Annotated in this window: 18 protein-coding genes; 13 read left to right on the top strand and 5 right to left on the bottom strand. The window is 40.3% G+C overall.

Annotated elements, in window-relative coordinates:
- Positions 1-12: 12 nt before the first annotated feature.
- The 3 genes from rpsI to sspB all read left to right on the top strand — a co-directional run bounded on the left by rpsI (position 13) and on the right by sspB (position 2220).
- A complete protein-coding gene (gene rpsI, locus C0T34_RS07990; protein ID WP_004245284.1) occupies positions 13-405 on the top strand; it encodes a 30S ribosomal protein S9 in 393 nt (130 codons plus the stop codon).
- Positions 406-1062: 657 nt separating this feature from the next.
- The gene (gene sspA, locus C0T34_RS07985) at positions 1063-1704 is read left to right on the top strand and encodes a stringent starvation protein SspA (protein ID WP_023582862.1); all 642 of its coding nucleotides are present in this window, start codon (positions 1063-1065) and stop codon (positions 1702-1704) included.
- Positions 1705-1710: 6 nt separating this feature from the next.
- A complete protein-coding gene (sspB, locus tag C0T34_RS07980; RefSeq protein ID WP_098941198.1) occupies positions 1711-2220 on the top strand; it encodes a ClpXP protease specificity-enhancing factor in 510 nt (169 codons plus the stop codon).
- Between the two features lie 119 nt (positions 2221-2339).
- Here the strand turns inward: sspB and C0T34_RS07975 are convergent, their stop codons facing one another.
- From C0T34_RS07975 to gltB, 4 genes are all read right to left on the bottom strand, one after another.
- Complete coding sequence (locus tag C0T34_RS07975; RefSeq protein WP_098941197.1) at positions 2340-3608, bottom strand: amidohydrolase; 1269 nt, start codon at positions 3606-3608, stop codon at positions 2340-2342.
- Between the two features lie 14 nt (positions 3609-3622).
- Entirely contained in the window at positions 3623-4897 is a 1275-nt protein-coding gene (gene dcuC / locus C0T34_RS07970) for a C4-dicarboxylate transporter DcuC (protein WP_098941196.1), read from the bottom strand.
- A 522-nt stretch (positions 4898-5419) separates the two neighbouring features.
- A complete protein-coding gene (locus C0T34_RS07965; protein WP_109849987.1) occupies positions 5420-6817 on the bottom strand; it encodes an FAD-dependent oxidoreductase in 1398 nt (465 codons plus the stop codon).
- A gap of 9 nt (positions 6818-6826) precedes the next feature.
- Positions 6827-11287: a glutamate synthase large subunit gene (gene gltB, locus C0T34_RS07960; RefSeq protein ID WP_109849986.1), complete on the bottom strand. Its 4461-nt coding sequence runs from the start codon at positions 11285-11287 to the stop codon at positions 6827-6829.
- Between the two features lie 673 nt (positions 11288-11960).
- Here gltB and arcB point away from each other — a divergent pair.
- The 3 genes from arcB to mtgA all read left to right on the top strand — a co-directional run bounded on the left by arcB (position 11961) and on the right by mtgA (position 15907).
- The gene (gene arcB / locus C0T34_RS07955; RefSeq protein ID WP_098941193.1) at positions 11961-14297 is read left to right on the top strand and encodes an aerobic respiration two-component sensor histidine kinase ArcB; all 2337 of its coding nucleotides are present in this window, start codon (positions 11961-11963) and stop codon (positions 14295-14297) included.
- A 237-nt stretch (positions 14298-14534) separates the two neighbouring features.
- Positions 14535-15185, top strand: coding sequence for an isoprenoid biosynthesis glyoxalase ElbB (elbB, locus tag C0T34_RS07950; RefSeq protein WP_109849985.1), 651 nt, complete (start codon positions 14535-14537; stop codon positions 15183-15185).
- Between the two features lie 20 nt (positions 15186-15205).
- Positions 15206-15907: a monofunctional biosynthetic peptidoglycan transglycosylase gene (gene mtgA, locus C0T34_RS07945; protein ID WP_109849984.1), complete on the top strand. Its 702-nt coding sequence runs from the start codon at positions 15206-15208 to the stop codon at positions 15905-15907.
- Positions 15908-15918: 11 nt separating this feature from the next.
- On the opposite strand, the gene C0T34_RS07940 is transcribed toward mtgA, so the two are convergent.
- A complete protein-coding gene (locus C0T34_RS07940; protein WP_098941190.1) occupies positions 15919-16800 on the bottom strand; it encodes an AraC family transcriptional regulator in 882 nt (293 codons plus the stop codon).
- Between the two features lie 494 nt (positions 16801-17294).
- Between C0T34_RS07940 and C0T34_RS07935 the strand changes: the two genes are divergently transcribed.
- From C0T34_RS07935 to ureG, 7 genes are read left to right on the top strand one after another with little or no spacing between them, the layout of a single operon-like run.
- Positions 17295-18131: an urease accessory protein UreD gene (locus C0T34_RS07935; RefSeq protein ID WP_098941189.1), complete on the top strand. Its 837-nt coding sequence runs from the start codon at positions 17295-17297 to the stop codon at positions 18129-18131.
- Positions 18132-18152: 21 nt separating this feature from the next.
- Positions 18153-18455 (top strand): urease subunit gamma, encoded by a 303-nt coding sequence (locus C0T34_RS07930; protein ID WP_023582851.1) that lies wholly within the window; start codon positions 18153-18155, stop codon positions 18453-18455.
- Between the two features lie 8 nt (positions 18456-18463).
- Complete coding sequence (locus C0T34_RS07925; RefSeq protein ID WP_088493790.1) at positions 18464-18790, top strand: urease subunit beta; 327 nt, start codon at positions 18464-18466, stop codon at positions 18788-18790.
- Positions 18787-20490: an urease subunit alpha gene (gene ureC / locus C0T34_RS07920; protein WP_098941188.1), complete on the top strand. Its 1704-nt coding sequence runs from the start codon at positions 18787-18789 to the stop codon at positions 20488-20490. The genes C0T34_RS07925 and ureC overlap by 4 nt, the downstream gene beginning before the upstream one ends.
- 25 nt (positions 20491-20515) lie before the next feature.
- Positions 20516-21010, top strand: a complete 495-nt coding sequence (gene ureE / locus C0T34_RS07915) for an urease accessory protein UreE (protein ID WP_109849983.1) — start codon at positions 20516-20518, stop codon at positions 21008-21010.
- Between the two features lie 24 nt (positions 21011-21034).
- A complete protein-coding gene (locus C0T34_RS07910; RefSeq protein WP_162556819.1) occupies positions 21035-21700 on the top strand; it encodes an urease accessory protein UreF in 666 nt (221 codons plus the stop codon).
- Between the two features lie 9 nt (positions 21701-21709).
- A complete protein-coding gene (gene ureG, locus C0T34_RS07905; protein ID WP_006535303.1) occupies positions 21710-22327 on the top strand; it encodes an urease accessory protein UreG in 618 nt (205 codons plus the stop codon).
- Positions 22328-22377 lie beyond the last annotated feature (50 nt).

The raw sequence follows: 22377 nt of genomic DNA, 5'->3' as shown, positions 1-22377 counted from the left end.
GGATAATAGGCAATGGCTGATAATCAATACTACGGCACAGGTCGCCGCAAAAGTTCTTCCGCACGTGTCTTCATTAAGCCAGGTAGCGGTAATATCGTAATCAACAAACGTAGCCTAGAAGTTTACTTCGGCCGCGAAACAGCACGTATGGTTGTTCGTCAACCGCTGGAATTAGTTGATATGCTGGGTAAATTAGATTTATACATCACTGTTAAAGGTGGTGGTATTTCTGGTCAAGCTGGCGCGATCCGTCACGGTATCACTCGTGCACTGATGGAATATGATGAGACTCTACGTTCTGATCTGCGTAAAGCTGGTTTCGTAACCCGTGATGCGCGTTCTGTTGAACGTAAGAAAGTGGGTCTGCGTAAAGCACGTCGTCGTCCACAGTTCTCTAAACGTTAATTTGTTATCTTTTAGATATCAATTTGATGTTGAAAACCCGTCTTCACAGGCGGGTTTTTTATTTTTGACTTATTTGTGTTTATTAATAATAAAAACATAATGTTGCTAAAGCATGATGCTATCACTCATACAATAGGCTTTATGTAAGATAGCAGTAGGTATTAAAAAGTGTATTTTTTAGATGTTATCTCTAAATAATTTCATTTTTTGATATTATAATCTTAGTTTTAAGGTAGTATGGCATATTATGTTGAATTATTTGCATTAGCCCCCCTAAGTAACATGAATTCTGATAGAATAGCAGGCTTTGGTGTCTTTCTTTCTATGACTTCACAATGTTGCCAATGGGTATATCGATAGTAATACCTGTAATGAGTTTGAAAGTCATACCAAAATTATTATGACAATAATGATTATTGAATGATTATTTTGGTATTACTTGATAATGATATGTGCCGCAAAGACAGGTGAGTTTTTAACCCTGTAAAATATGATTATCCCACGATAACACTGTTATACAGGTAGTTACCCAATGCAGTTAGTAACTTAAATATTTATTTAGGTCTACTGCGTTTGTGTGCTTGTCTTTTAGGAATGGGGAAATGGAAGGAGCATTGTGCTAATTCATTTCTTTAATTGATTAACTTGGAGGTTTTCATGGCTGTCGCTGCCAACAAACGTTCGGTAATGACTTTGTTTTCCGGTCCGACTGATATTTTCAGCCATCAGGTCAGAATTGTCCTAGCGGAGAAAGGTGTCAGTGTTGAAATTGAACAGGTTGAAGCTGGTAATCTTCCACAGGATCTTATCGATCTAAACCCTTACCAAAGTGTACCGACTTTGGTTGATCGTGAGCTGACCCTGTATGATTCACGCATCATCATGGAATATCTTGATGAACGCTTCCCTCATCCTCCTTTAATGCCAGTTTATCCTGTTGCTCGTGGTAGCAGCCGTTTAATGATGCATCGCATCGAGCATGATTGGTATTCTTTAATGAACACCATCGAGAAAGGAACAGAACAGCAAGCAAATGCTGCTCGTAAACAGTTAGCAGAAGAGCTACTGGCTGTATCTCCTGTGTTTAAAGAGTATCCTTACTTTATGAGTGAAGAGTTCAGCTTAGTAGATTGCTACCTAGCTCCTCTGCTATGGCGTTTACCAGTCCTCGGTGTAGATTTAAGTGGCGCTGGCGCTAAAGATGTACAAATTTATATGCAACGTGTTTTTGAGCGTGATTCATTCCTCGCGTCATTAACCGAAGCAGAGCGTGAGATGCGCTTACCTTCAAGAGGGTAATAAAGTATGGAGATTATGGATATGTCTCCGCGCCGCCCGCATTTATTACGTGCGCATTATGACTGGATCATCGAAAACGATTTAACTCCACACTTAGTTGTTGATGTGAATATCGTTGGTGTCCAAGTCCCAATGGAATATGCGCACGATGGTCAAATTGTACTAAATATTTCATCTCGTGCAGTAGATAACTTAGAGTTAACGCCGTATCAGGTTTTATTTAGTGCAAGCTTTGGCGGCATACCTCGTAAAGTACGAGTGCCTATGGCTGCTGTTATGGCTATTTATGCGAGAGAAAACGGTGCGGGAATGATGTTTGAGCCAGAGCCTGCTTATGAATCTGGTGCATCATTACAGTTTGCTGAAGATGATAGTGAAGAGAACGATATAGCTCCGGCTAGCGAAGGTTTATCTCTCGTTACTGATAAAGCTGTTGAAGCTGATACCTCTTCACCAGATGATGATCCAGAACCACCTCGCCCAACAGGTCGTCCAGCACTGCGCGTTGTGAAATAAGAGATTATCTTATTAGTATGAATAAAAAGCCCAGTTCACTTGAACTGGGCTTTTTTTATGTACAAAAAAAGCGCTCTATATTGCTATAGAGCGCTTTATTGGATTGTATTACTGATAAATTATTTCAGTAATTCTTCTAAACAACCGGTGTAAAGATTAACCGCAGTCATTAATTGTTTTTCATCGAAATCAAAGCCTGCTTGGTGGTGACCTGCTGTTCTATCCGCACCAACAACGAAGTACAGTGATTTACCACCACAACGTTGTACACGTTTTGCTAATACTGTCGCATCTTCACTACCACCGAATGGGCGAGTAGCAACCGCCGTTAGCTCAGAATGTTTACCAACAACTTTGGTCATAACATCAATGAGTTCTTGGTCATTTGTCAGGTCAACGGCTTCACCCATGATCTCGCTTTCCATTTCTAACTGGAAGCTATGTGCTGCGCCTTCAGCCATACGTACTGCATTTGCAGCCATAAAGCTGTTGATCTCTTCGTTTTCACCGCGAACTTCAATTTGCATCTCAGCATTAGCTGGGGTGACGTTACGGCCTTCACCGGCTTTTAATACACCGATGTTGATACGTGACATCCCTTTACCATGACGAGAAATACCTAGCATTTGTGTTGCTGCGTGGCAAGCACCTGCTAACGCATTACGGCCTAATTCAGGCTCGGCACCTGCGTGAGATGGCGCACCTTTAAAACGGAAGTCATATTTAGTGGTACATAAGAAATGTGTTGGGTTGATAACAATTTCACCACTGTTTGCGATAAAGCCTAAGTGCGCACCTAAGAAGTAATCTGCATCATCGGCAATACCACTTTCAGCCATCGCACGAGCGCCACGAACACCTTCTTCTGCTGGTTGGAATAAGATTTTAACTTTACCAACGACTTTATCTTTATTCTCAACTAACCAGTGAGCAACACCTAAACCGATAGAAATGTGCCCATCGTGACCACAAGCGTGCATTTCGCCAGCGTGACAAGAAGCAAAGTTCTCAGCATGAGGGCGATGTTTAGTTTCGGTTGCTTCGTTAACACCCACACAGTCGATATCAAAACGCAGTGCTACTGTTGGACCTGCTTTACCACTGTCAAAGATGGCCACACAGCCTGTAAGTTCTTTCATCTCATCAAGCAGTGCTTCATCAACGTTGTGTTTTCTTGCAATAGCCAGCCCTTTCTCAACGACTTGGCGACGACGACCAAAAGCGAACTCTTGGTTGATAACTTCAGGACCAACTTTAACTTCTAAACCTAAGCTACGTAATTCTTTAACGATTTTTGCTGTTGTAAGAAATTCAGACCAACCAATTTCTGGATATTGGTGAAATTCGCGACGCCATTTAATTAATTTTTCGAGAGTAAGAGCTGACATATTCATTTCTCCACTTATAGCATGAATAACGCAACCGCGATGACGCCGATAATCATACCTGGTGCAGTACGTTTTGCGATTTCCATAGGGTTAATGTTTGCAAGGCCAGCACAAACAATCGCTGCACCTGCCAGTGGTGACATAGTACGACCTAACGCGCCAGATAATGCCGCTGCCATACCCATATCAGGGATTTCATAACCGAATTGTGCAGCATGAGGTGTGACTGTTTCGTTGAATGCGAATGCTGCTGCGTCACCAGAGCCTGTGATAATACCCATTAAGAATGGCCCTAAAGTACCACCCCAGCGAGCAAATTCAGGAGAATGAGTTAAGAAGTTGATGAACGCGTCGATTAAACCAGATGCTTTCAGACCAGCTGCGAATACTGCAGCTGCAATGATGATACCTAATACATCACCATAAGCATTACCCATACCTTTAAAGAACTCTTTCGTAATTTGAGCCGGGTTAGTTAATGTGATGAACAGGGCATAGATAGAACCGATTAACATTGCTGCAGGTACTGACAATTTGAAAGTGCTAAATGTTTCAAAGAATGGCAGAACTAACAGGATTAATGGAATAAAAGGTGCTGTTGCATATAAGTAGTTAGGACGAACAGCTTCTGGCGTTGCTTGTGCTGATGAAGAAGATGCATCACCAGTAACAGAAGCCATTTTGAACTCTTTTTTCACTAAAGCGACAACAGCAAGTGAAACTGCAGCAATACCACCAGCCATTAAGCTGTATGGGCTATGGCGAGCGATTAAATCAACCACTTCCATATTTGCCATGTTAGCAACGAAGGCATTATGCGACATACCTGGGCTTAACATTGAACCGATAGTACCACATAATACTGCACCACCGGCGATAGCTGGGTGAATACGTGCTGCGATTAATAATGGAATGAGTGTTGCACCTACCGCAGCTGCACAACCTGCCGCTGATGGGATTGCGATATTAATAAAGTATGTTACGACAACAGTGGCTGGAATAAGGAAGAAGCCCAGACGAGTCATTACTTTTGATAAAACATGGACCAGATGCATATCGCATTTGGTATATTTCATAACATAAGCAAAACCCATACTCGAACAGATTGCTTGAATTAATGATGAAGACACCATGCGCTCGCTAAATGCGGTAAGCGCATCTAATGGGCTCAGACTTAAGATACAGAGTAATAAGCCGGCACCAATTAGCACCATTCGGGTTTCATATTTTTTTATTAGCAAATAGACAGTTACGATAATAACTGCTACTGCGATAAGTTGCATCACCATAGTGATCCCCTAGTTAATTATGACAATTTTATGAAAACGAACCTAACATCAATAAATTATATTTTTCTGTAAAGTTATTAGGTGACTCCATTATGAAGTTGGTAGATTGACAATATTTGATTGTTATCAAATTTAATAGCCGAAATAAAATCTATTTTTTTAGACTGTGATGTTATTAACAAATGCCGTAAAACAATTATCATTAAAAGATGACGGAAAGGTTAAATAAAAAGAGATAAAGTAAAAAATACGAAAATAAATTATATTTACTATAGATCAAGAGTGTTATTTTGATACAAAAAAGAATATCGCTTTTTATCAGGCTATTATTCTAGAAATTACATTAAATGGTAATGAGAATGATTAAATGGTAATGAGAATGATTAAATGGTCAGATATCTTGATAATCCTTAAATACTATTTATTAATTTCACCAATAATATTGAAAAATTATCCCACTTAAATTAAATGGGATAATAAACAAGAGAAATTGTTATTTTAAATAACGAAAATAAAAAATATTTAGCATGATAAATATCGTAATATGCCTTCAGCTGCCTCTCTTCCTTCTGCTATTGCAGTAACAACAAGATCAGAGCCTCGTACAATATCCCCCCCTGCAAACACTTTAGGGTTTGTTGTTTGATTTGGTATTTCTTGATTATCTGAAATAATAATTCTGCCTGAAGATGCATATTCAATATTATTTTCATTTAACCATGGGTAATGTGCAGGTTTAAAACCAAATGCCAGAATAACCGCATCAGCAGATAACACATGTTCACTTCCTTCAATAGGAGTTAATGTTTTATCGCCTTGAGTTTTAATAACGCGGATACCAACTACATTATTTTGGTTATCGACTTCAATATCGATAGGTTGAAGATTAAATAAAAATTCGCCACCTTCTTCTTTGGCATTTTTTACTTCACGTTTTGAACCTGGCATATTGCTTTCATCACGACGATAAACACAAGTAACTTTATTTGCACCTTGTCGAATGGCAGTACGGACACAATCCATTGCGGTATCACCTCCTCCTAATATCACCACATTTTTATTTTTAAGGTCGATATAAGGTGTTTGAGGATCTTCATCATAACCCATTAAATAACATGTATTCCCAATTAAATAAGGTAGTGCGCTATAAACACCATTAGCATTTTCATTAGGAAAATGACCGCTTAAACTGTGATAAGTGCCCAATCCAAGAAATACAGCGTCATATTGTGTTATTAGGGTATTTAGGGAGACATCTTTGCCTATTTCCGTATTGAGGCAAAATTCGATACCCATTTCACTAAATAATTCGCGGCGTCGGATCATCAGTGATTTTTCGAGTTTAAAAGAAGGGATCCCAAAAGTAAGTAGCCCTCCAATTTCTGGATGCTTATCATAAACAACGGGTTTCACACCTTGTCGAATAAGAACATCTGCACAAGCAAGACCTGCGGGGCCTGCACCGATAATTGCGACCTTTTTATCGGTCATTGTGACGTGAGAAAGATCAGGCCGCCATCCTTGTGCTAAGGCGGTGTCATTGATGTAACGTTCAATATTGCCAATTGTGACTGCACCAAAATCATCATTCAGAGTACAAGCGCCTTCGCACAACCTATCTTGAGGACAAACACGCCCACAAATTTCAGGCAAACTGTTTGTTTGATGAGAAAGCTCAGCAGCCTCAATAATACGTCCTTCGTTTGCCAGTTTTAGCCAGTTAGGAATGTAATTATGAACAGGGCATTTCCATTCACAATAAGGATTACCACAGCCTAAACAACGATCGGCTTGTGCGGAGGCTTGTTGCAGTGAAAAAGCTTCATAGATTTCAACAAATTCAATTTTTCGAATTGCTAATGGCTTTTTGGTCGGCTCAACACGATTTAAGTCGATAAACTGATACACATTCTGACTCATAATATTCTCCTATTGTGCCTGAACGCGTAATTCAGCAGATGAACGACGAGGATGGCCAAGCAACGCATTAACATCACTGGATTTTGGTTTCACCAATTTGAAATGTTGTGACCAATATTCCCATTGTGAAAGTAATTTTTCACCTTGTTGTGAGCCAGTTAGTCTGACATGTTCTGCAATCATGCCACGTAGATGTTCAGCAAGAATGGCAAAGGATGCTACAGGAAGCAACTCAATCGATGAAGTGTTGATCCGTTGTGATAATGTGAGATCTTCATCTAATAGATAGGCAAATCCACCAGTCATTCCCGCACCAAAATTAATCCCTGTTTTACCCAGAACACAGACAATACCACCCGTCATATATTCACAACCGTTATCGCCAACACCTTCAACGACAGAAATTGCGCCAGAGTTTCTAACAGCAAAACGCTCCCCAGCCAAGCCTGAAGCATAAAGTTTTCCACCTGTTGCGCCATAAAGGCAAGTATTTCCCATAATGGTAGCGTGATGACTTTTAAATGCAGAGCCAACAGGAGGCAAAATGACAATACGGCCTCCTGCCATACCTTTACCAACATAATCATTAGCATCACCCACTAAGGTTAATTCAACGCCTTGTGCATTCCATACACCAAAGCTTTGACCTGCAGTTCCGGTAAAATAAAGTTTAATTGGTGTGGCAGATAAGCCACTTTCACCATATTTCTTGGCGATAATGCCTGATAATGTTGCTCCCACGGAGCGATCTGTATTACGAATATCAAAATAGTGTGTTTGGCTTTTTTGTTGTTCAATAGCATCGTAGGTTTGAGCAACAATCCGCTGATTTAACTCGCCTTTATCATAAGTATGATTATTTTCTTGGCAATAAAGCGCATTGCCTGATGGTGAAGTTGCTGTTTCTAACAATCCACTTAAAGAGAGTTTTTGCTGTTTACTGCTAACACCTTCTAGGCATGAAAGCAGATCAGTTCGACCGATTAAATCGGTGATTTTTCTCACGCCAAGTAGCGCCATTAACTCACGAGTTTCTTGCGCAATAAAACGGAAATAATTGATAACACGTTCAGGTAATCCATGATAATGGTTACGACGGAGTGTTTCATCTTGGGTAGCAACACCCATTGCGCAATTATTTAAATGGCAGATGCGCAGATATTTGCAGCCTAATGCCACCATTGGCCCAGTACCAAATCCAAAACTTTCTGCGCCTAAAATTGCCGCTTTAATAATATCTAGACCTGTTTTTAATCCACCATCAACTTGCAAACGAATTTTATGGCGTAAATTATTTGCCACCAGCGCTTGTTGAGTTTCAACTAAGCCTAATTCCCAAGGGCTACCGGCATATTTTACGGAAGTTAAAGGGCTCGCACCTGTACCGCCGTCATAACCCGCAATGGTGATCAAATCTGCGTAAGCTTTAGCAACCCCTGTAGCAATAGTACCTACACCTGGCTCTGACACTAGTTTTACAGAAATCAGTGCAGTTGGATTGATCTGTTTTAAGTCGAAAATAAGTTGTGCTAAATCTTCAATAGAGTAGATATCGTGATGAGGAGGCGGTGATATTAGGGTAACACCAGGTACGGCATAACGCAGTTGCGCAATATAAGGTGTCACTTTATCACCGGGAAGTTGTCCGCCTTCACCGGGCTTTGCCCCTTGTGCGACTTTAATTTGTAAAACATCCGCACTCATTAAGTAAGAGGGTGTTACGCCAAAACGACCAGAGGCAATTTGTTTAATACGAGAGACTTTATCGGTACCGTAACGTGCTGGATCTTCGCCACCTTCTCCTGAATTTGAAAAACCGCCCAATGTATTCATCGCTTGCGCAAGAGCTTCATGAGCTTCTCGGCTTAATGCCCCAATTGACATAGCGGCAGTATCAAAGCGTTTAAATAACTCAGTTTCAGGTTCGACTTCTTCAATCGAAATAGGCGTTGTCTTGTTATTGAGAACTAACATATCGCGCAAGGTTGTGATTGGGCGCTGTTGCACTAGATTTGCGTAATGCTGATAGTCAGTATATTCCCCGCTATTTACCGCTTTTTGTAGTGCTTGAACGACATCAGGGTTATAAGCGTGGTATTCCCCTTTATGGGCGTATTTTAATAAACCGCCCGCTTCTAAAGGATAACGGGCTAACCAAGCTCGCTTAGATAGATTAAATAAGTCGTGCTCAAAATCGCTAAAATCAGCGCCATTAATCCGATTATCAACGCCTGCAAAACAGAGCTCAACAACCCTATCATTTAATCCGACTGCTTCAAAAAGTTGAGAGCAACGGTAAGACGCCACGGTTGAAATACCCATTTTAGACATGATCTTGTACAACCCTTTGTTTATGCCGTTGCGGTAATTAAGCATCACTTTGGCATAGCTTGCTTGCAGGATTTTTTTATCAACTCGTTGAGCTAAAGATTCATAAGCAAGGTAAGGATAAATAGCGGTAGCACCAAATCCAAGTAGTACGGCGAAATGGTGAGGATCACGGGCACTGGCAGTTTCAACAATGATATTGGCATCACAACGTAAATTATTGTCTACCAACGCTTTTTGTACTGCACCAACTGCCATAAGAGCAGGAATAGGTAGTCGCTCTTTAGTGATATTTTTATCGGATAAAACCAATAACACCGCACCACTATGAACTTCCTGTTGCGCTTTTGCACATAATTGGCGTAATGCAGTTTCTAGGTTGCATTCTGTTGGTTGATAAGTGATATCAAGATGAACGGAGCGGTAATAAGAACTTTCTTGATTAATAAGCTGTTGAAAGTCGCTATAAAGCAAAATAGGCGATTTAAAGCTCAGTCTATGTGCTTGACCTTCCGCTTCGCAAAACACATTCATCTCGCGTCCAATGCAGGTCGCTAAAGACATGACATGGGCTTCTCTTAATGGATCTATAGGAGGATTTGTGACTTGCGCAAATTTCTGTCTGAAATAGTCATAAATAAGGCGAGGGCGTTGAGAAAGTACAGCAAATGGGGTGTCATCGCCCATTGAACCTGTCGCTTCTTGCCCATTTTCTGCAAGTACATGCAAAATGCTTTCAAGCTCTTCTTGGCTATATGCAAACTGTTTTTGATAAGTGGCTAATAAGGTGTCATCAAAAGCGCGTTGTCCGGTGGCCTGTTGTTCCGGTAACTCTTCAAACGGCGTTAAGCGTTTGACATTGCGCTCTAGCCACAGTTTATAAGGATGGCGTCTTTTTAAATCCTCATCGGTTTCGGCAGAGTGAAGAATACGTCCATGATGAGTATCGATAACCATTAGCTCGCCGGGACCGACGCGTCCTTTTTCTTGCACTTCATCAGGCTGATAATCCCAAATACCAATTTCAGAAGCACAAGTAATGATATTATCTGCGGTAATAACATAGCGAGCAGGGCGTAAACCGTTTCTATCTAGCGTACACGCAGCATAACGACCATCTGATAACACAATGCCCGCGGGGCCATCCCAAGGCTCCATATGCATTGAGTTAAAATCAAAAAATGCCCGTAAATCATCATCCATCTGTGGATTATTTTGCCATGCAGGTGGCACTAACAACCGCATTGCACGAACAATATCCATACCGCCATTGAGAAAAAGCTCTAGCATATTGTCGAGTGAACTTGAGTCTGAGCCACTCTCATTCACAAAAGGGGCGGCACTTTGTAGATCAGGAATAAGAGGTGTATGGAATTTATAGGCACGTGCTCTAGCCCACTGGCGATTGCCTGTAATGGTATTAATTTCACCGTTATGCGCTAAATAACGAAAAGGTTGTGCAAGTGGCCATCTGGGAGTGGTGTTAGTTGAAAAACGCTGATGGAACAAGCAGATTGAAGATTCCATCCGTAGATCTGCGAGATCGGTAAAAAAGCGTGGTAGATCGATAGCCATACAGAGGCCTTTATAAATCGTCACCAAATTAGAAAGACTACAAATATAAAAATCATTATCAGTAATGCGTTTTTCAATGCGTCTGCGAGCAATAAAGAGCCGTCTTTCAATATCACTTATCCGCCAGCCTGCGGGGGCATTAACAAAGACTTGTTCAATTAAAGGAAGAGATGAAAGAGCGATACTACCTAGAATATCCGTGTTGATAGGGACTTTACGCCAGCCCACAATAGAGAGTGTTTCACGTTGAAGCTCTTCTTCAATAATAAGGCGACATTGTGTCGCGATATTAGGATCTTGGCTTAAAAATAGCATTCCAACAGCGTAGTTTTTGGCTAAATGCCAGCCTTTTTCTTCAGCGACTAATTGAAAGAAGCGATCGGGCTTTTGTAAAAGTAATCCACAACCATCGCCCGTTTTACCATCAGAAAGAATGGCTCCTCGATGTTGCATTCTGGCGAGACCGTGGATTGCATTTCTGACAATTTTATGACTGGCTTGCCCTTTAATATGCGCGATCAACCCAAATCCACAATTGTCTTTTTCCTGTGTCTTTTGATAGAGCATTTTTTTGCTTCCTACTTAGTTTACTGGGCACCTCAAAACAGAGCGCAAAAGGAACGTTTTGGCTCAAAGTATGTAGGTAAATTTATGGGTGCTCATCGGGTGATGTTGTGTTTGCTTAGCTTGGAGTGTTTTTTATATTGCTACGCAATGCCTTTTCAACTTATCGATAAATAAAAATGAGGTCAATGTGTGAGGAGATTTGACTAGAATAAGATAAATAAGAGTTTTTTTATTTTAATATATTGATAAATAAATAAAATGTTCATTTTTTGAAGGAGGTGAACACCTATTTTTAGTGTGAGTTATATCACTTTATTTAAGCCATTTCGCTTTATCACATCCTTTAATGATAAAAGTGAGTAGGTAGTTATTCTAATGATTATAATAAATTTAGTTTTTTATTGTTTTTATACAATTTGTATAAAAAAAGACAAATTGAATTTTTTCTAATAAGGTCTATTTATCGTTGATATCGATATCGTTTATGCAATTAGGTTTTGCATTATTTTTATGAATACATATATCGGAGAGGTTCTTGTTAAGAGAAAATAGAGGGTTAAATCAAACAAAGTAATGAGAAATAACCACTCTTAGCAAGATTTCTGAATGTTCGCCACTGCGCCAATTCATTTTTGGGTTATCATTCCATAGATTCAATATATTGGAGTTTTCAATGAAATTGCTCAAAGGGCTTGCCCAATACTACGTTGACTTAATGATGAGGCTGGGGCTAATTCGCTTCTCATTATTGTTGGCTTCTGCATTAGTTGTTTTAGCGATGGTTGTTCAAATGGCGGTGACATTCTTGCTTGCAGGTGATGTTACCAGTATTGACCTTGTTCGCTCTATTTTCTTTGGGCTGATTATTACGCCTTGGGCTGTCTATTTTCTCTCTGTTGTGGTTGAACAACTTGAGGAGTCACGACGCCGTTTATCTCGTATGGTGGATAAACTGGGGGTAATGCGCCAGCGCGACTTAGAGCTTAACTCTCAATTAAAAGAGAATATTGAGCAATTAAACTTGGAAATTCAAGAGCGTGAAAAAGTTGAAAAAGCGCACCTTGAACTACTCGAAAAACTAAAAAGTGAAATGAAGCGTCGTGAATTGACGCAAATCGAGCTTGAACAGCAATCCTCACTTTTACGCTCATTCCTTGATGCCTCTCCTGACTTAGTTTATTACCGCAATGAAGATAATGAATTTTCAGGATGTAACCGCGCGACGGAATTACTGACAGGCAAAAGCGAGAAGCAACTTATCGGTTTAACACCACTTGATGTTTATGACGAAGATATTGCAATAAAAGTGATGGAAACAGATGAGAAAGTCTTCCGTCATAATGTGTCACTCACTTATGAGCAATGGTTAGTTTATCCGGATGGGCGCAAGGCTTGTTTTGAGCTACGCAAAGTGCCGTTTTATGATCGTATTGGTAAACGTCATGGCTTAATGGGCTTTGGACGTGACATTACAGAGCGTAAGCGCTATCAAGACGCGTTAGAGAACGCGAGCCGTGATAAAACCACCTTTATCTCAACAATCAGCCACGAATTGCGTACACCGCTAAATGGTATTGTTGGGTTAAGCCGTATCTTATTGGATACCGAGCTTTCGCCAGAACAACTCAATTACTTAAAAACCATCCATGTGAGTGCGATTACGTTAGGAAATATTTTTAATGACGTGATTGAAATGGACAAAATTGAGCGTAGAAAAATTCAGTTAGATAATCAGCCAATTGACTTTACTGAATTTATTTCTGATTTAGAAAACCTGTCTGGACTGTTAGTACAGCCAAAAGGATTGAAATTCACACTGGAAGCAGAAGAAACGCTACCACATAAAATAACTTCTGATGGAACTCGATTACGCCAGATCTTATGGAACCTCATCGGTAATGCCGTGAAGTTTACCCAAGAAGGCGAAATCAAAGTGCGCATTTGGCAAGAAGCGCCAAATAAGTTGTTCTTTGAAGTAAAAGATAGCGGAATTGGTATTCCAAAAAGTGAGCTGGAAAAGATCTTTGCCATGTACTATCAAGTCAATGATAGTCAAGGTGGTCGTTCTGCAACGGGAACGGGTATCGGACTTGCCGTCTCAAAACGCCTAGCACAGCATATGGGCGGTGATATTCGTGTTGAAAGTGAGTTAGGTGAGGGTTCTACCTTTACCCTCTCTATCGTCGCTCCTGCGGTTGAAGAGCATCACGATATCGAAAGTGATGATGAGCTCTTATTACCAGCTTTAAATATTCTGCTTGTAGAGGATATTGAACTCAACGTAATTGTTGCCTGCTCTGTTTTAGAAAAATTGGGTAATACCGTTGATGTAGCAATGACAGGGCAAGAAGCATTATCGATGTTTAAGCCTGATGAATATGACTTAGTGCTATTAGACATTCAATTACCGGATATGACAGGGTTCGATATTTCAAGAAAATTACGTCAAGAATTCGACAGTAATGAACTTCCTCCTCTTATTGCTTTAACTGCAAATGTTTTGAAAGACAAAAAAGAGTATTTGGATGCGGGAATGAATGATGTGCTAAGTAAACCACTTTCTGTGGATGCGCTTACCGCGATTATCAATAAATTCTGGGGGGATGGTGCGGTTTCTGTGCCATGTAATGAGTCATCGGAATTGTTGAATAAAAATGAAGAATTATTAGATATAGACATGCTGAATCAATACATCGAACTTGTCGGACCTCAATTAATCACTGATGGTCTAGATGTTTTTGAGAAGATGATGCCAAGTTATATGTCTGTCCTTGAATCTAACCTAACGGCTCGTGATGAGAAGGGGATTTCTGAGGAAGGGCATAAAATTAAAGGTGCAGCGGGTTCTATAGGTTTAAAACATTTACAGCAACTCGCTAAACAGATCCAATCATCGGAATTACCTGCTTGGTGGGACAATGTACAAGAGTGGGTAGATGAGCTAGAAAGAGATTGGAGAAAGGATGTGGAAAGTTTAAGAAACTGGTTATCAGACACTAGAAAAAAATAACCCCAACCGAAGGTTGGGGTGCGCGAATACTGCGCCAACACCAGGGAAACTTTTCTATCCACTTTTTTTGATTCTCATTACATAGGCGAATAGGATGAAACTATTCCATACATCATACAAGCAACAAAATAGCAAAGATAAGTTTTTTTGTTACAAGAAACATTTAAATATGTGATGCCGATTGGTGTTTACACCTATAAATGGGTAACTAGTAATCTACTACAAACGGAGAAAGATATGAAATCAATTGCGGTAATTTTAAGTGGCTGTGGTGTGTTCGATGGGAGTGAAATTCATGAATCAGTGCTCACAATGCTTGCTTTAAGCCAAAATAATGCTGAAGTTCATTATTTTTCACCTAATGATTTGCAACCAACTGTAATTAATCATATTACAGGTGAGGAAAAATCAGAAAAAAGGAATATGATGGAAGAATCTTCTCGTATTTCTCGTGGAAAAATCTCCCCTTTATCAGAGGCAAAGGCTGAAAACTTTGATGCTGTCATTATTCCTGGTGGTTTTGGTGCGGTGAAGAATTTATGCAATTTCGCAACAAAAGGGAGTGACTGTGAAATTAACAAAGATCTCTTAAGATTTGTACAAGCGATGCATCAGAAAAATAAACCATTAGGGCTAATGTGTATTGCACCTGTAATGTTACCAAAAATGTTAAATTCTCCAGTAAAATTAACAATTGGAAATGACGCAGAAACAGCACATGCAATCGAAAAAATGGGTGGCATCCATATAGATTGCCCTGTTGATGATATTGTTGTTGATGAAAAATATCGTGTTGTCACAACACCTGCGTATATGCTTGCACAATCTATTGCACAAGCACAGGTAGGTATTGAGAAACTGGTTAAGAAAGTCCTTGAAATGGCATAAAGAGTAGGTAAAAACAGCAGATGGTACTGGTGAGAAAGTTAAAGAAACTATTAATTATTTTAATTGCTTTATGGCTGTTAACAGTTGTGCTGTTTTCTTTTTTACCTGTGCCTTTTTCTGCTGTTATGGTTCAAAGACAAATTTCTGCTTGGAGTGAGTTTGATTTCTCTTATGTATCACATTCCACTTGGGTGGGTGAAAAAGAGATAGCATCAGTGATGTATTTAGCCGTGATTGCTTCTGAGGATCAAAATTTTCCTAAACATTGGGGCTTTGATTTTGATGCTATTGAGAAAGTTTTCAAAAAAAATTATAACAACGGGAAAACATTACGTGGTGCATCGACTATTTCTCAGCAAACTGTCAAAAATCTTTTTTTATGGGATGGTCGTAGTTGGATAAGAAAAGGGCTTGAGGCGGGAATGACGCCCGTTGTTGAGCTTATTTGGTCAAAAAAACGTATTTTAACCGTATACCTGAATATTGTTGAGTTTGGTGATGGGATCTTCGGTGTAGAGCAGGCTTCCCAACACTATTTTAGAAAGCCAGCGAAACAACTCACAAGTCATGAAGCCGCATTACTAGCGGCAGTATTACCTAATCCGCATATTTACCATGTAAATAAACCTTCTGCTTATACTCTAAAGCGGCAACAGTGGATCTTAAATCAGATGCGGCTAATGGGGGGAATTAGCTTTTTAAAGAAAAATAATTTGTCATAACTCTATAAGGTTTAAAATATCTTTCTATTAGGCTCAGCAATCTTCTCTGATAGCTTTGTTATCGTAGAGGGATCGTTAGATTGGCGAGACTGAATACGAAATTGTGAAGGCGTCATGCCGTATTTACGTTTAAAAGCATCGCAAAAATAGGCATTACTGCCAAAACCACAGCGATGGCTTATTTGAAAAACAGAGTAATTAGAAAATGTCAGGTAATTTAAAGCAATTCCCATTCTGACATCCAGTAATAGCTGGCAGAACGAGACACCTTCTTTACTTAAATGCCGACGTAACGTTGATGGCGTTGTGAAAAGCGTTTTTGCCACATCTTCTAAATGCCATTTTCTTTGCGGATCTTGCGTAATTAAATGCGTAATTGCCTGATTTTTCGGCTCATCATAGTTAAATCGGAAGATATTTAAAATATCGATACCTTCTTGATATACCGCCATCAAAATAAAAAACAAACATTGCTGCATAAACATGGTTTCTTGAGATGGAGAGCCATGTGGAAGTGGTAAGCACTGTTTTAAAATTCCAAAATTACTTTTTATCACTTCAGGCGTTGATAAATGGTAAGCAGGTAGGTGGCTTGTTAGTGGTGAACTAGATTTAATTAAAGGCTTTAGTAAAGAGAAAACAGATTGAAGCTCTGTTTCACATAACACAAGCGTGTGTAGTTCAATCGATTTATGCGTAAATTGGCTGACTATATCGCAAGAGACTTGACTGTATTTTGGAATAATAAGCGTTAAATGGCTGGATACATCAATAGTTTGTCCATTGATGCAAATCGTACCTTTTGCGCCACTAACCATCGCTATCATCGGGTTTTCGATGTAAAACGTTTTTAAAGACATTTGGTTAGAGGACAGGATGTGTTTGTATTCCATGATCTCCAATATACCGTAGGCAAGTTAAGCATTAATCTTGCTTAAATGAACAATACTCAAAATTAGCTCATTTGTTGTATAAACTGATAAGCCACGTCTAGAATAATAAATAGAGAGATTATTCTAATTTAAATTAGTGTTGTCATGCAAAGCAGAATGAGAGTGAAGCAGAATATAATCTTGTTGATAAAACATGACAATATAGATATCTGCTCATTTTTTACATTTATTTTAAACAGTGTCATTTTTTCTAAATAAATTGCTATTTATTCAAAACGCATTTTTCGTAATAAGGTGTAGAATCGCGCGTCACAGACGAAGGAGATTATCCTGTTCTTAGGATATCACTGTTTGTCTTTTATCCACACCCTATCCAACATTCATTAGCTTATTTTCTATTTGATTTTGAATGACTCAATCTTATGGATAGCGCTGTATGTATTCACGTATTTTCCTGATTTATTGATAATTTTGCCGAGTTGGCAGGAGTGAGTATGTCTGACTTTTCAGGGAAGGGTTGGCTTGCTGAAATTGTTTTACGTTATGAAGTAAAACGCGAAATAACACGTCTTACAGAAAAGCGCCATATCGGCCCATTAATGGTTCAGCGTCCTTTTTATCCTGAGCAAGGTATTGCACACACTTATTTGCTTCATCCCCCAGGCGGTGTGGTCGGTGGTGATAAACTATTGATTAATATTGATGTGCAACCCCAAGCACATGCATTGCTCACAACACCCGGAGCCACTAAGTTTTACCGTAGTGCTGGCGGTGTTGCTCGGCAAGTTCAAACCTTAAAAGTGGCAGCTAATGGTTTTTTAGAGTGGTTACCTCAAGAAAACATCTTTTTTCCTGAATCCCAAGTTCGTCTAGAAACACATATTCATATTGCATCTACCGCCAGATTTATTGGCTGGGAAATTCAATGTTTTGGTCGTCCAGTTTTAAATGAGTGGTTTGAAGATGGCAATGTAAAAGGGCGTTTAAATTTCTATATCGATGAAAGACTGACATTAACTGAGTCGCTTTTTGTCGATGGTTTACAAAAAAGATCGGCTGCCATGCGTGAGTTTCCGATGCTAGGATCACTTTATATCTATCCCGCAACGGACGAATTAAAAAACCTTATTCAACAAAGTATCGAGGCTTCCTCTGCTTCTTACGATCATGTTATCGAATATGGTTTAACGGATGTAGACGGTATTTTAGTTTTACGGTTATTAGGCTCGCAAACAGAGCCGATGATGGCGTGTTTTGCTCAAGTTTGGCAAACCGTCAGACAACACTGGTTAGGGTATTGCCCTGAGCCGCCTCGTATATGGGCGACATAATCGTTAATTTTAGGAGCAGAAATGGAATTAACACCAAGAGAAAAAGATAAATTACTGCTTTTTACAGCGGGTCTTGTTGCTGAAAGACGTTTAGCGAAAGGGCTCAAGCTTAATTATCCTGAAGCGGTTGCACTTATTAGTTGCGCCATTATGGAAGGGGCAAGAGAGGGTAAAACTGTTGCCCAATTGATGAGTGAAGGACGCACTGTTTTGACGGCGGAACAAGTCATGGAAGGCGTGCCAGAAATGATCAAAGACATCCAAGTGGAATGTACATTCCCAGATGGTACAAAACTTGTTTCTATTCATGATCCTATTGTGTAGGTAATAACATGATACCCGGTGAAATTAGAGTTAACCAAGCATTAGGCGATATCGAACTTAATGCAGGTCGAGAAACAAAAACAATACAGGTTGCCAATCATGGCGATAGACCCGTGCAAGTCGGCTCTCATTATCATTTTTATGAAGTGAATGAGGCGCTGAAATTTGAACGAGAAGGCACATTAGGTTTTCGTTTAAATATTCCAGCGGGCATGGCGGTTCGTTTTGAACCAGGGCAAAGCCGTACTGTTGAATTAGTGGCTTTTGCTGGAAAGCGTGAAATTTATGGCTTTCATGGCAAGGTGATGGGTAAATTGGAGAGTGAGAAAAAATGAAAACTATCTCACGTCAAGCTTATGCAGATATGTTTGGTCCAACAACTGGCGACCGTCTGCGATTAGCCGATACTGAGCTTTTTCTCGAAATTGAAAAAGACTTCACCACTTATGGCGAAGAGGTCAAATTTGGTGGTGGTAAAGTTATTCGTGATGGCATGGGGCAAAGCCAAGTTGTCAATGCTGAATGTGTCGATGTGCTTATTACAAACGCCATTATTTTAGATCATTGGGGTATTGTAAAAGCGGATATCGGTATTAAAGATGGCCGCATTGTGGGTATCGGTAAAGCGGGTAATCCTGATGTTCAACCTAATGTAGATATTGTTGTAGGGCCTGCCACAGAAGTGGTTGCAGGTGAAGGCAAAATTGTTACCGCTGGTGGCGTTGATACGCATATTCACTTTATCTGCCCTCAACAAGCACAAGAAGGTTTAGTGTCTGGTGTCACCACGTTTATTGGTGGTGGTACAGGGCCTGTTGCCGGAACAAATGCCACCACAGTAACGCCGGGTATTTGGAACATGCATCGCATGTTAGAAGCCGTTGATGAATTGCCTATTAATGTGGGTTTATTCGGTAAAGGCTGTGTGAGTCAACCAGAAGCGGTTCGCGAGCAAATTGAAGCTGGCGCTATTGGTTTAAAAATCCATGAAGACTGGGGGGCAACACCGATGGCAATTCATAACTGCCTTAATGTTGCTGATGAAATGGATGTGCAAGTCGCTATTCACTCTGACACCTTAAATGAAGGCGGTTTCTACGAGGAAACAGTGAAAGCGATAGCTGGCCGAGTGATCCACGTTTTCCACACAGAAGGCGCGGGTGGTGGGCATGCACCCGATGTAATTAAATCAGTCGGTGAGCCGAATATTCTGCCTGCTTCTACTAACCCAACAATGCCTTATACCATTAACACTGTAGATGAGCATCTTGATATGTTGATGGTTTGCCATCACCTTGATCCGTCTATTCCTGAAGATGTGGCTTTTGCTGAATCTCGTATTCGCCGTGAAACTATCGCAGCAGAAGATATCTTACATGATATGGGGGCTATTTCTGTTATGTCGTCAGACTCACAGGCAATGGGACGCGTAGGTGAAGTTATTCTTCGTACTTGGCAATGCGCACATAAAATGAAATTACAGCGCGGTACATTAGAAGGTGATACCGCTGAAAGTGATAACCATCGTATTAAACGTTATGTGGCGAAATACACGATCAATCCTGCTTTAGCACATGGTATTGCACACGAAGTTGGCTCTATTGAGAAAGGTAAATTAGCGGATCTGGTTTTATGGGAGCCGGCTTTCTTTGGAGTAAAACCAGCGTTGATCATGAAAGGTGGCATGGTAGCTTATGCGCCAATGGGTGATATTAATGCGGCTATTCCAACACCTCAGCCTGTGCATTATCGCCCAATGTATGCTTGCTTAGGTAAAGCGAAATATCAGACGTCGATGATCTTTATGTCGAAAGCGGGGATCGACGCGGGTGTACCTGAAAAACTAGGCTTAAAGAGCTTAATTGGTCGTGTTAAAGGCTGTCGTAACATCACTAAAGCTTCGATGATCCACAATAGTTATGTGCCTCATATCGAGCTTGATCCTCAAACCTATATTGTAAAAGCTGATGGTGTGCCATTAGTGTGTGAACCTGCAACGCAATTACCAATGGCACAACGCTATTTCCTCTTTTAATTAGCGTTTACCGAGAATGTAGAGAATGAAAAGATTTACTCAACTTATTGATAAACAAAAAGCGCTTGAATTAGTAACGCCAGAAACACAGGCTCTTACTTTATGCTTAACGATGGATGAAAGAACCAAAAGTCGTTTAAAAGTGACGTTAAGTGATGGGCAAGAAGCAGGGCTATTTTTGCCTCGCGGTACGGTGTTAAAAGAGGGTGATATCTTACTGTCAGAAGATAATACGCTAGTTACAATTGAAGCGGCAAAAGAGCAAGTTTCAACGGTATATAGTGACGATCCACTGTTATTGGCTCGTGTTTGTTACCACTTAGGTAATCGTCATGTTCCATTACAAATCGAAGCGGGTTGGTGTCGCTATTTTCACGATCATGTTTTAGATGATATGGCGAGAGGTTTAGGTGCCAATGTGGTTGTGGAGTTAGAGAAATACCAACCTGAGCCGGGCGCTTATGGTGGATCGTCTGGTGGTCATCATCACTCTCATGATGACCATCACCATCATCACTAATTATTTGAATAAGGGAGCTTATTGATGCTTGCAGATCTGCGCTTATATCAATTAGTCAGTCCTTCTTTACCAGTGGGATCGTTTACTTATTCTCAAGGGTTAGAGTGGGCGATTGAAAAGGGGTGGGTTTGTTGTCCTCAAACATTAGCAGACTGGCTAAGTGCCCAAATGACCGGTACTTTAGCAACGTTAGAGCTTCCTATCTTACGGCGATTACAAGAAAATTTAGCTCAAGCTAAAATGAGCGAAGTGAAGTATTGGTGTGATTTTATTGTCGCAAGTCGCGAAACTAAAGAGTTGCGACAAGAAGAGCGCCAACGAGGTATCGCTTTTGCTCGTTTACTTCCTCAATTAGATATTGAGTTAGATGAAACCTTACAAGCTTGTGTAAAACAGACACAACTCATGGCATTTGCGTTAGCGGCTGTGAAATGGAATATTTCTGCTGAAAAGTTATGTTGTGCTTACGCTTGGGGTTGGCTTGAAAATACGGTGATGTCAGGAGTGAAACTGATCCCTTTAGGGCAAAGTGCGGGGCAGAAGATATTGTTTACATTAGCAGAGCAGATCCCTGCGATTGTAGAGCAATCTGCACATTGGCCCACTGAAGATATTGGGAGTTTTACACCGGCACAAATTATTGCCAGTAGTCGTCATGAAACACAATACACTCGACTTTTTCGTTCATGAGAAACCTATATGCAAGAATATAATCAACCACTGCGTATCGGTGTTGGCGGCCCTGTTGGATCAGGCAAGACAGCACTGTTAGAAGTTCTTTGTAAAGCAATGCGCGATACTTATGAAATCGCAGTAGTCACTAACGATATTTATACTCAAGAAGATGCTAAGATCTTAACGCGAGCTGAAGCATTAGATGCCGATCGTATTATTGGTGTGGAAACAGGGGGATGTCCTCATACTGCTATTCGTGAGGATGCCTCAATGAACCTTGCGGCAGTTGAAGAATTAGCGATGCGCCACAAAAATCTTGATATCGTTTTTGTGGAAAGTGGTGGTGATAACTTAAGTGCTACCTTTAGCCCAGAGCTTGCTGATTTAACCATTTATGTGATTGATGTGGCGGAAGGGGAAAAAATTCCACGTAAAGGTGGCCCAGGTATTACTCATTCTGATCTGCTGGTGATCAATAAGATCGATCTGGCACCTTATGTTGGCGCCTCATTAGAAGTGATGGAAGCTGATACTGCTAGAATGCGTCCAGTGAAGCCTTATGTTTTCACAAATCTAAAAGAAAAAGTGGGCTTGGAAACTATTATCGATTTTATTATTGATAAAGGCATGCTAAGACGCTAACAGTTTGTTGAGAAAAGGCGAGTTTTAGTCGAGAAAGAAACTGTCAGTAT

The organism is Proteus sp. CA142267, from assembly GCF_003336825.1.
Classification (GTDB): domain Bacteria; phylum Pseudomonadota; class Gammaproteobacteria; order Enterobacterales; family Enterobacteriaceae; genus Proteus; species Proteus terrae.
This window is presented reverse-complemented; position numbering and strand designations above follow the sequence as displayed.

What these genes read in the sequence shown, in the direction of transcription:
- rpsI (WP_004245284.1), top strand. Translation starts at nt 13, where the DNA reads ATGGCTGATAATCAATACTACGGCACAGGTCGCCGCAAAAGTTCTTCC.
- C0T34_RS07965 (WP_109849987.1), bottom strand. Translation starts at nt 6,817, where the DNA reads ATGAGTCAGAATGTGTATCAGTTTATCGACTTAAATCGTGTTGAGCCG.
- C0T34_RS07930 (WP_023582851.1), top strand. Translation starts at nt 18,153, where the DNA reads ATGGAATTAACACCAAGAGAAAAAGATAAATTACTGCTTTTTACAGCG.
- sspB (WP_098941198.1), top strand. Translation starts at nt 1,711, where the DNA reads ATGGAGATTATGGATATGTCTCCGCGCCGCCCGCATTTATTACGTGCG.
- mtgA (WP_109849984.1), top strand. Translation starts at nt 15,206, where the DNA reads ATGGTACTGGTGAGAAAGTTAAAGAAACTATTAATTATTTTAATTGCT.
- ureC (WP_098941188.1), top strand. Translation starts at nt 18,787, where the DNA reads ATGAAAACTATCTCACGTCAAGCTTATGCAGATATGTTTGGTCCAACA.
- elbB (WP_109849985.1), top strand. Translation starts at nt 14,535, where the DNA reads ATGAAATCAATTGCGGTAATTTTAAGTGGCTGTGGTGTGTTCGATGGG.
- C0T34_RS07975 (WP_098941197.1), bottom strand. Translation starts at nt 3,608, where the DNA reads ATGTCAGCTCTTACTCTCGAAAAATTAATTAAATGGCGTCGCGAATTT.
- sspA (WP_023582862.1), top strand. Translation starts at nt 1,063, where the DNA reads ATGGCTGTCGCTGCCAACAAACGTTCGGTAATGACTTTGTTTTCCGGT.
- ureG (WP_006535303.1), top strand. Translation starts at nt 21,710, where the DNA reads ATGCAAGAATATAATCAACCACTGCGTATCGGTGTTGGCGGCCCTGTT.
- C0T34_RS07940 (WP_098941190.1), bottom strand. Translation starts at nt 16,800, where the DNA reads ATGGAATACAAACACATCCTGTCCTCTAACCAAATGTCTTTAAAAACG.
- C0T34_RS07925 (WP_088493790.1), top strand. Translation starts at nt 18,464, where the DNA reads ATGATACCCGGTGAAATTAGAGTTAACCAAGCATTAGGCGATATCGAA.
- C0T34_RS07935 (WP_098941189.1), top strand. Translation starts at nt 17,295, where the DNA reads ATGTCTGACTTTTCAGGGAAGGGTTGGCTTGCTGAAATTGTTTTACGT.
- gltB (WP_109849986.1), bottom strand. Translation starts at nt 11,287, where the DNA reads ATGCTCTATCAAAAGACACAGGAAAAAGACAATTGTGGATTTGGGTTG.
- arcB (WP_098941193.1), top strand. Translation starts at nt 11,961, where the DNA reads ATGAAATTGCTCAAAGGGCTTGCCCAATACTACGTTGACTTAATGATG.
- C0T34_RS07910 (WP_162556819.1), top strand. Translation starts at nt 21,035, where the DNA reads ATGCTTGCAGATCTGCGCTTATATCAATTAGTCAGTCCTTCTTTACCA.
- ureE (WP_109849983.1), top strand. Translation starts at nt 20,516, where the DNA reads ATGAAAAGATTTACTCAACTTATTGATAAACAAAAAGCGCTTGAATTA.
- dcuC (WP_098941196.1), bottom strand. Translation starts at nt 4,897, where the DNA reads ATGGTGATGCAACTTATCGCAGTAGCAGTTATTATCGTAACTGTCTAT.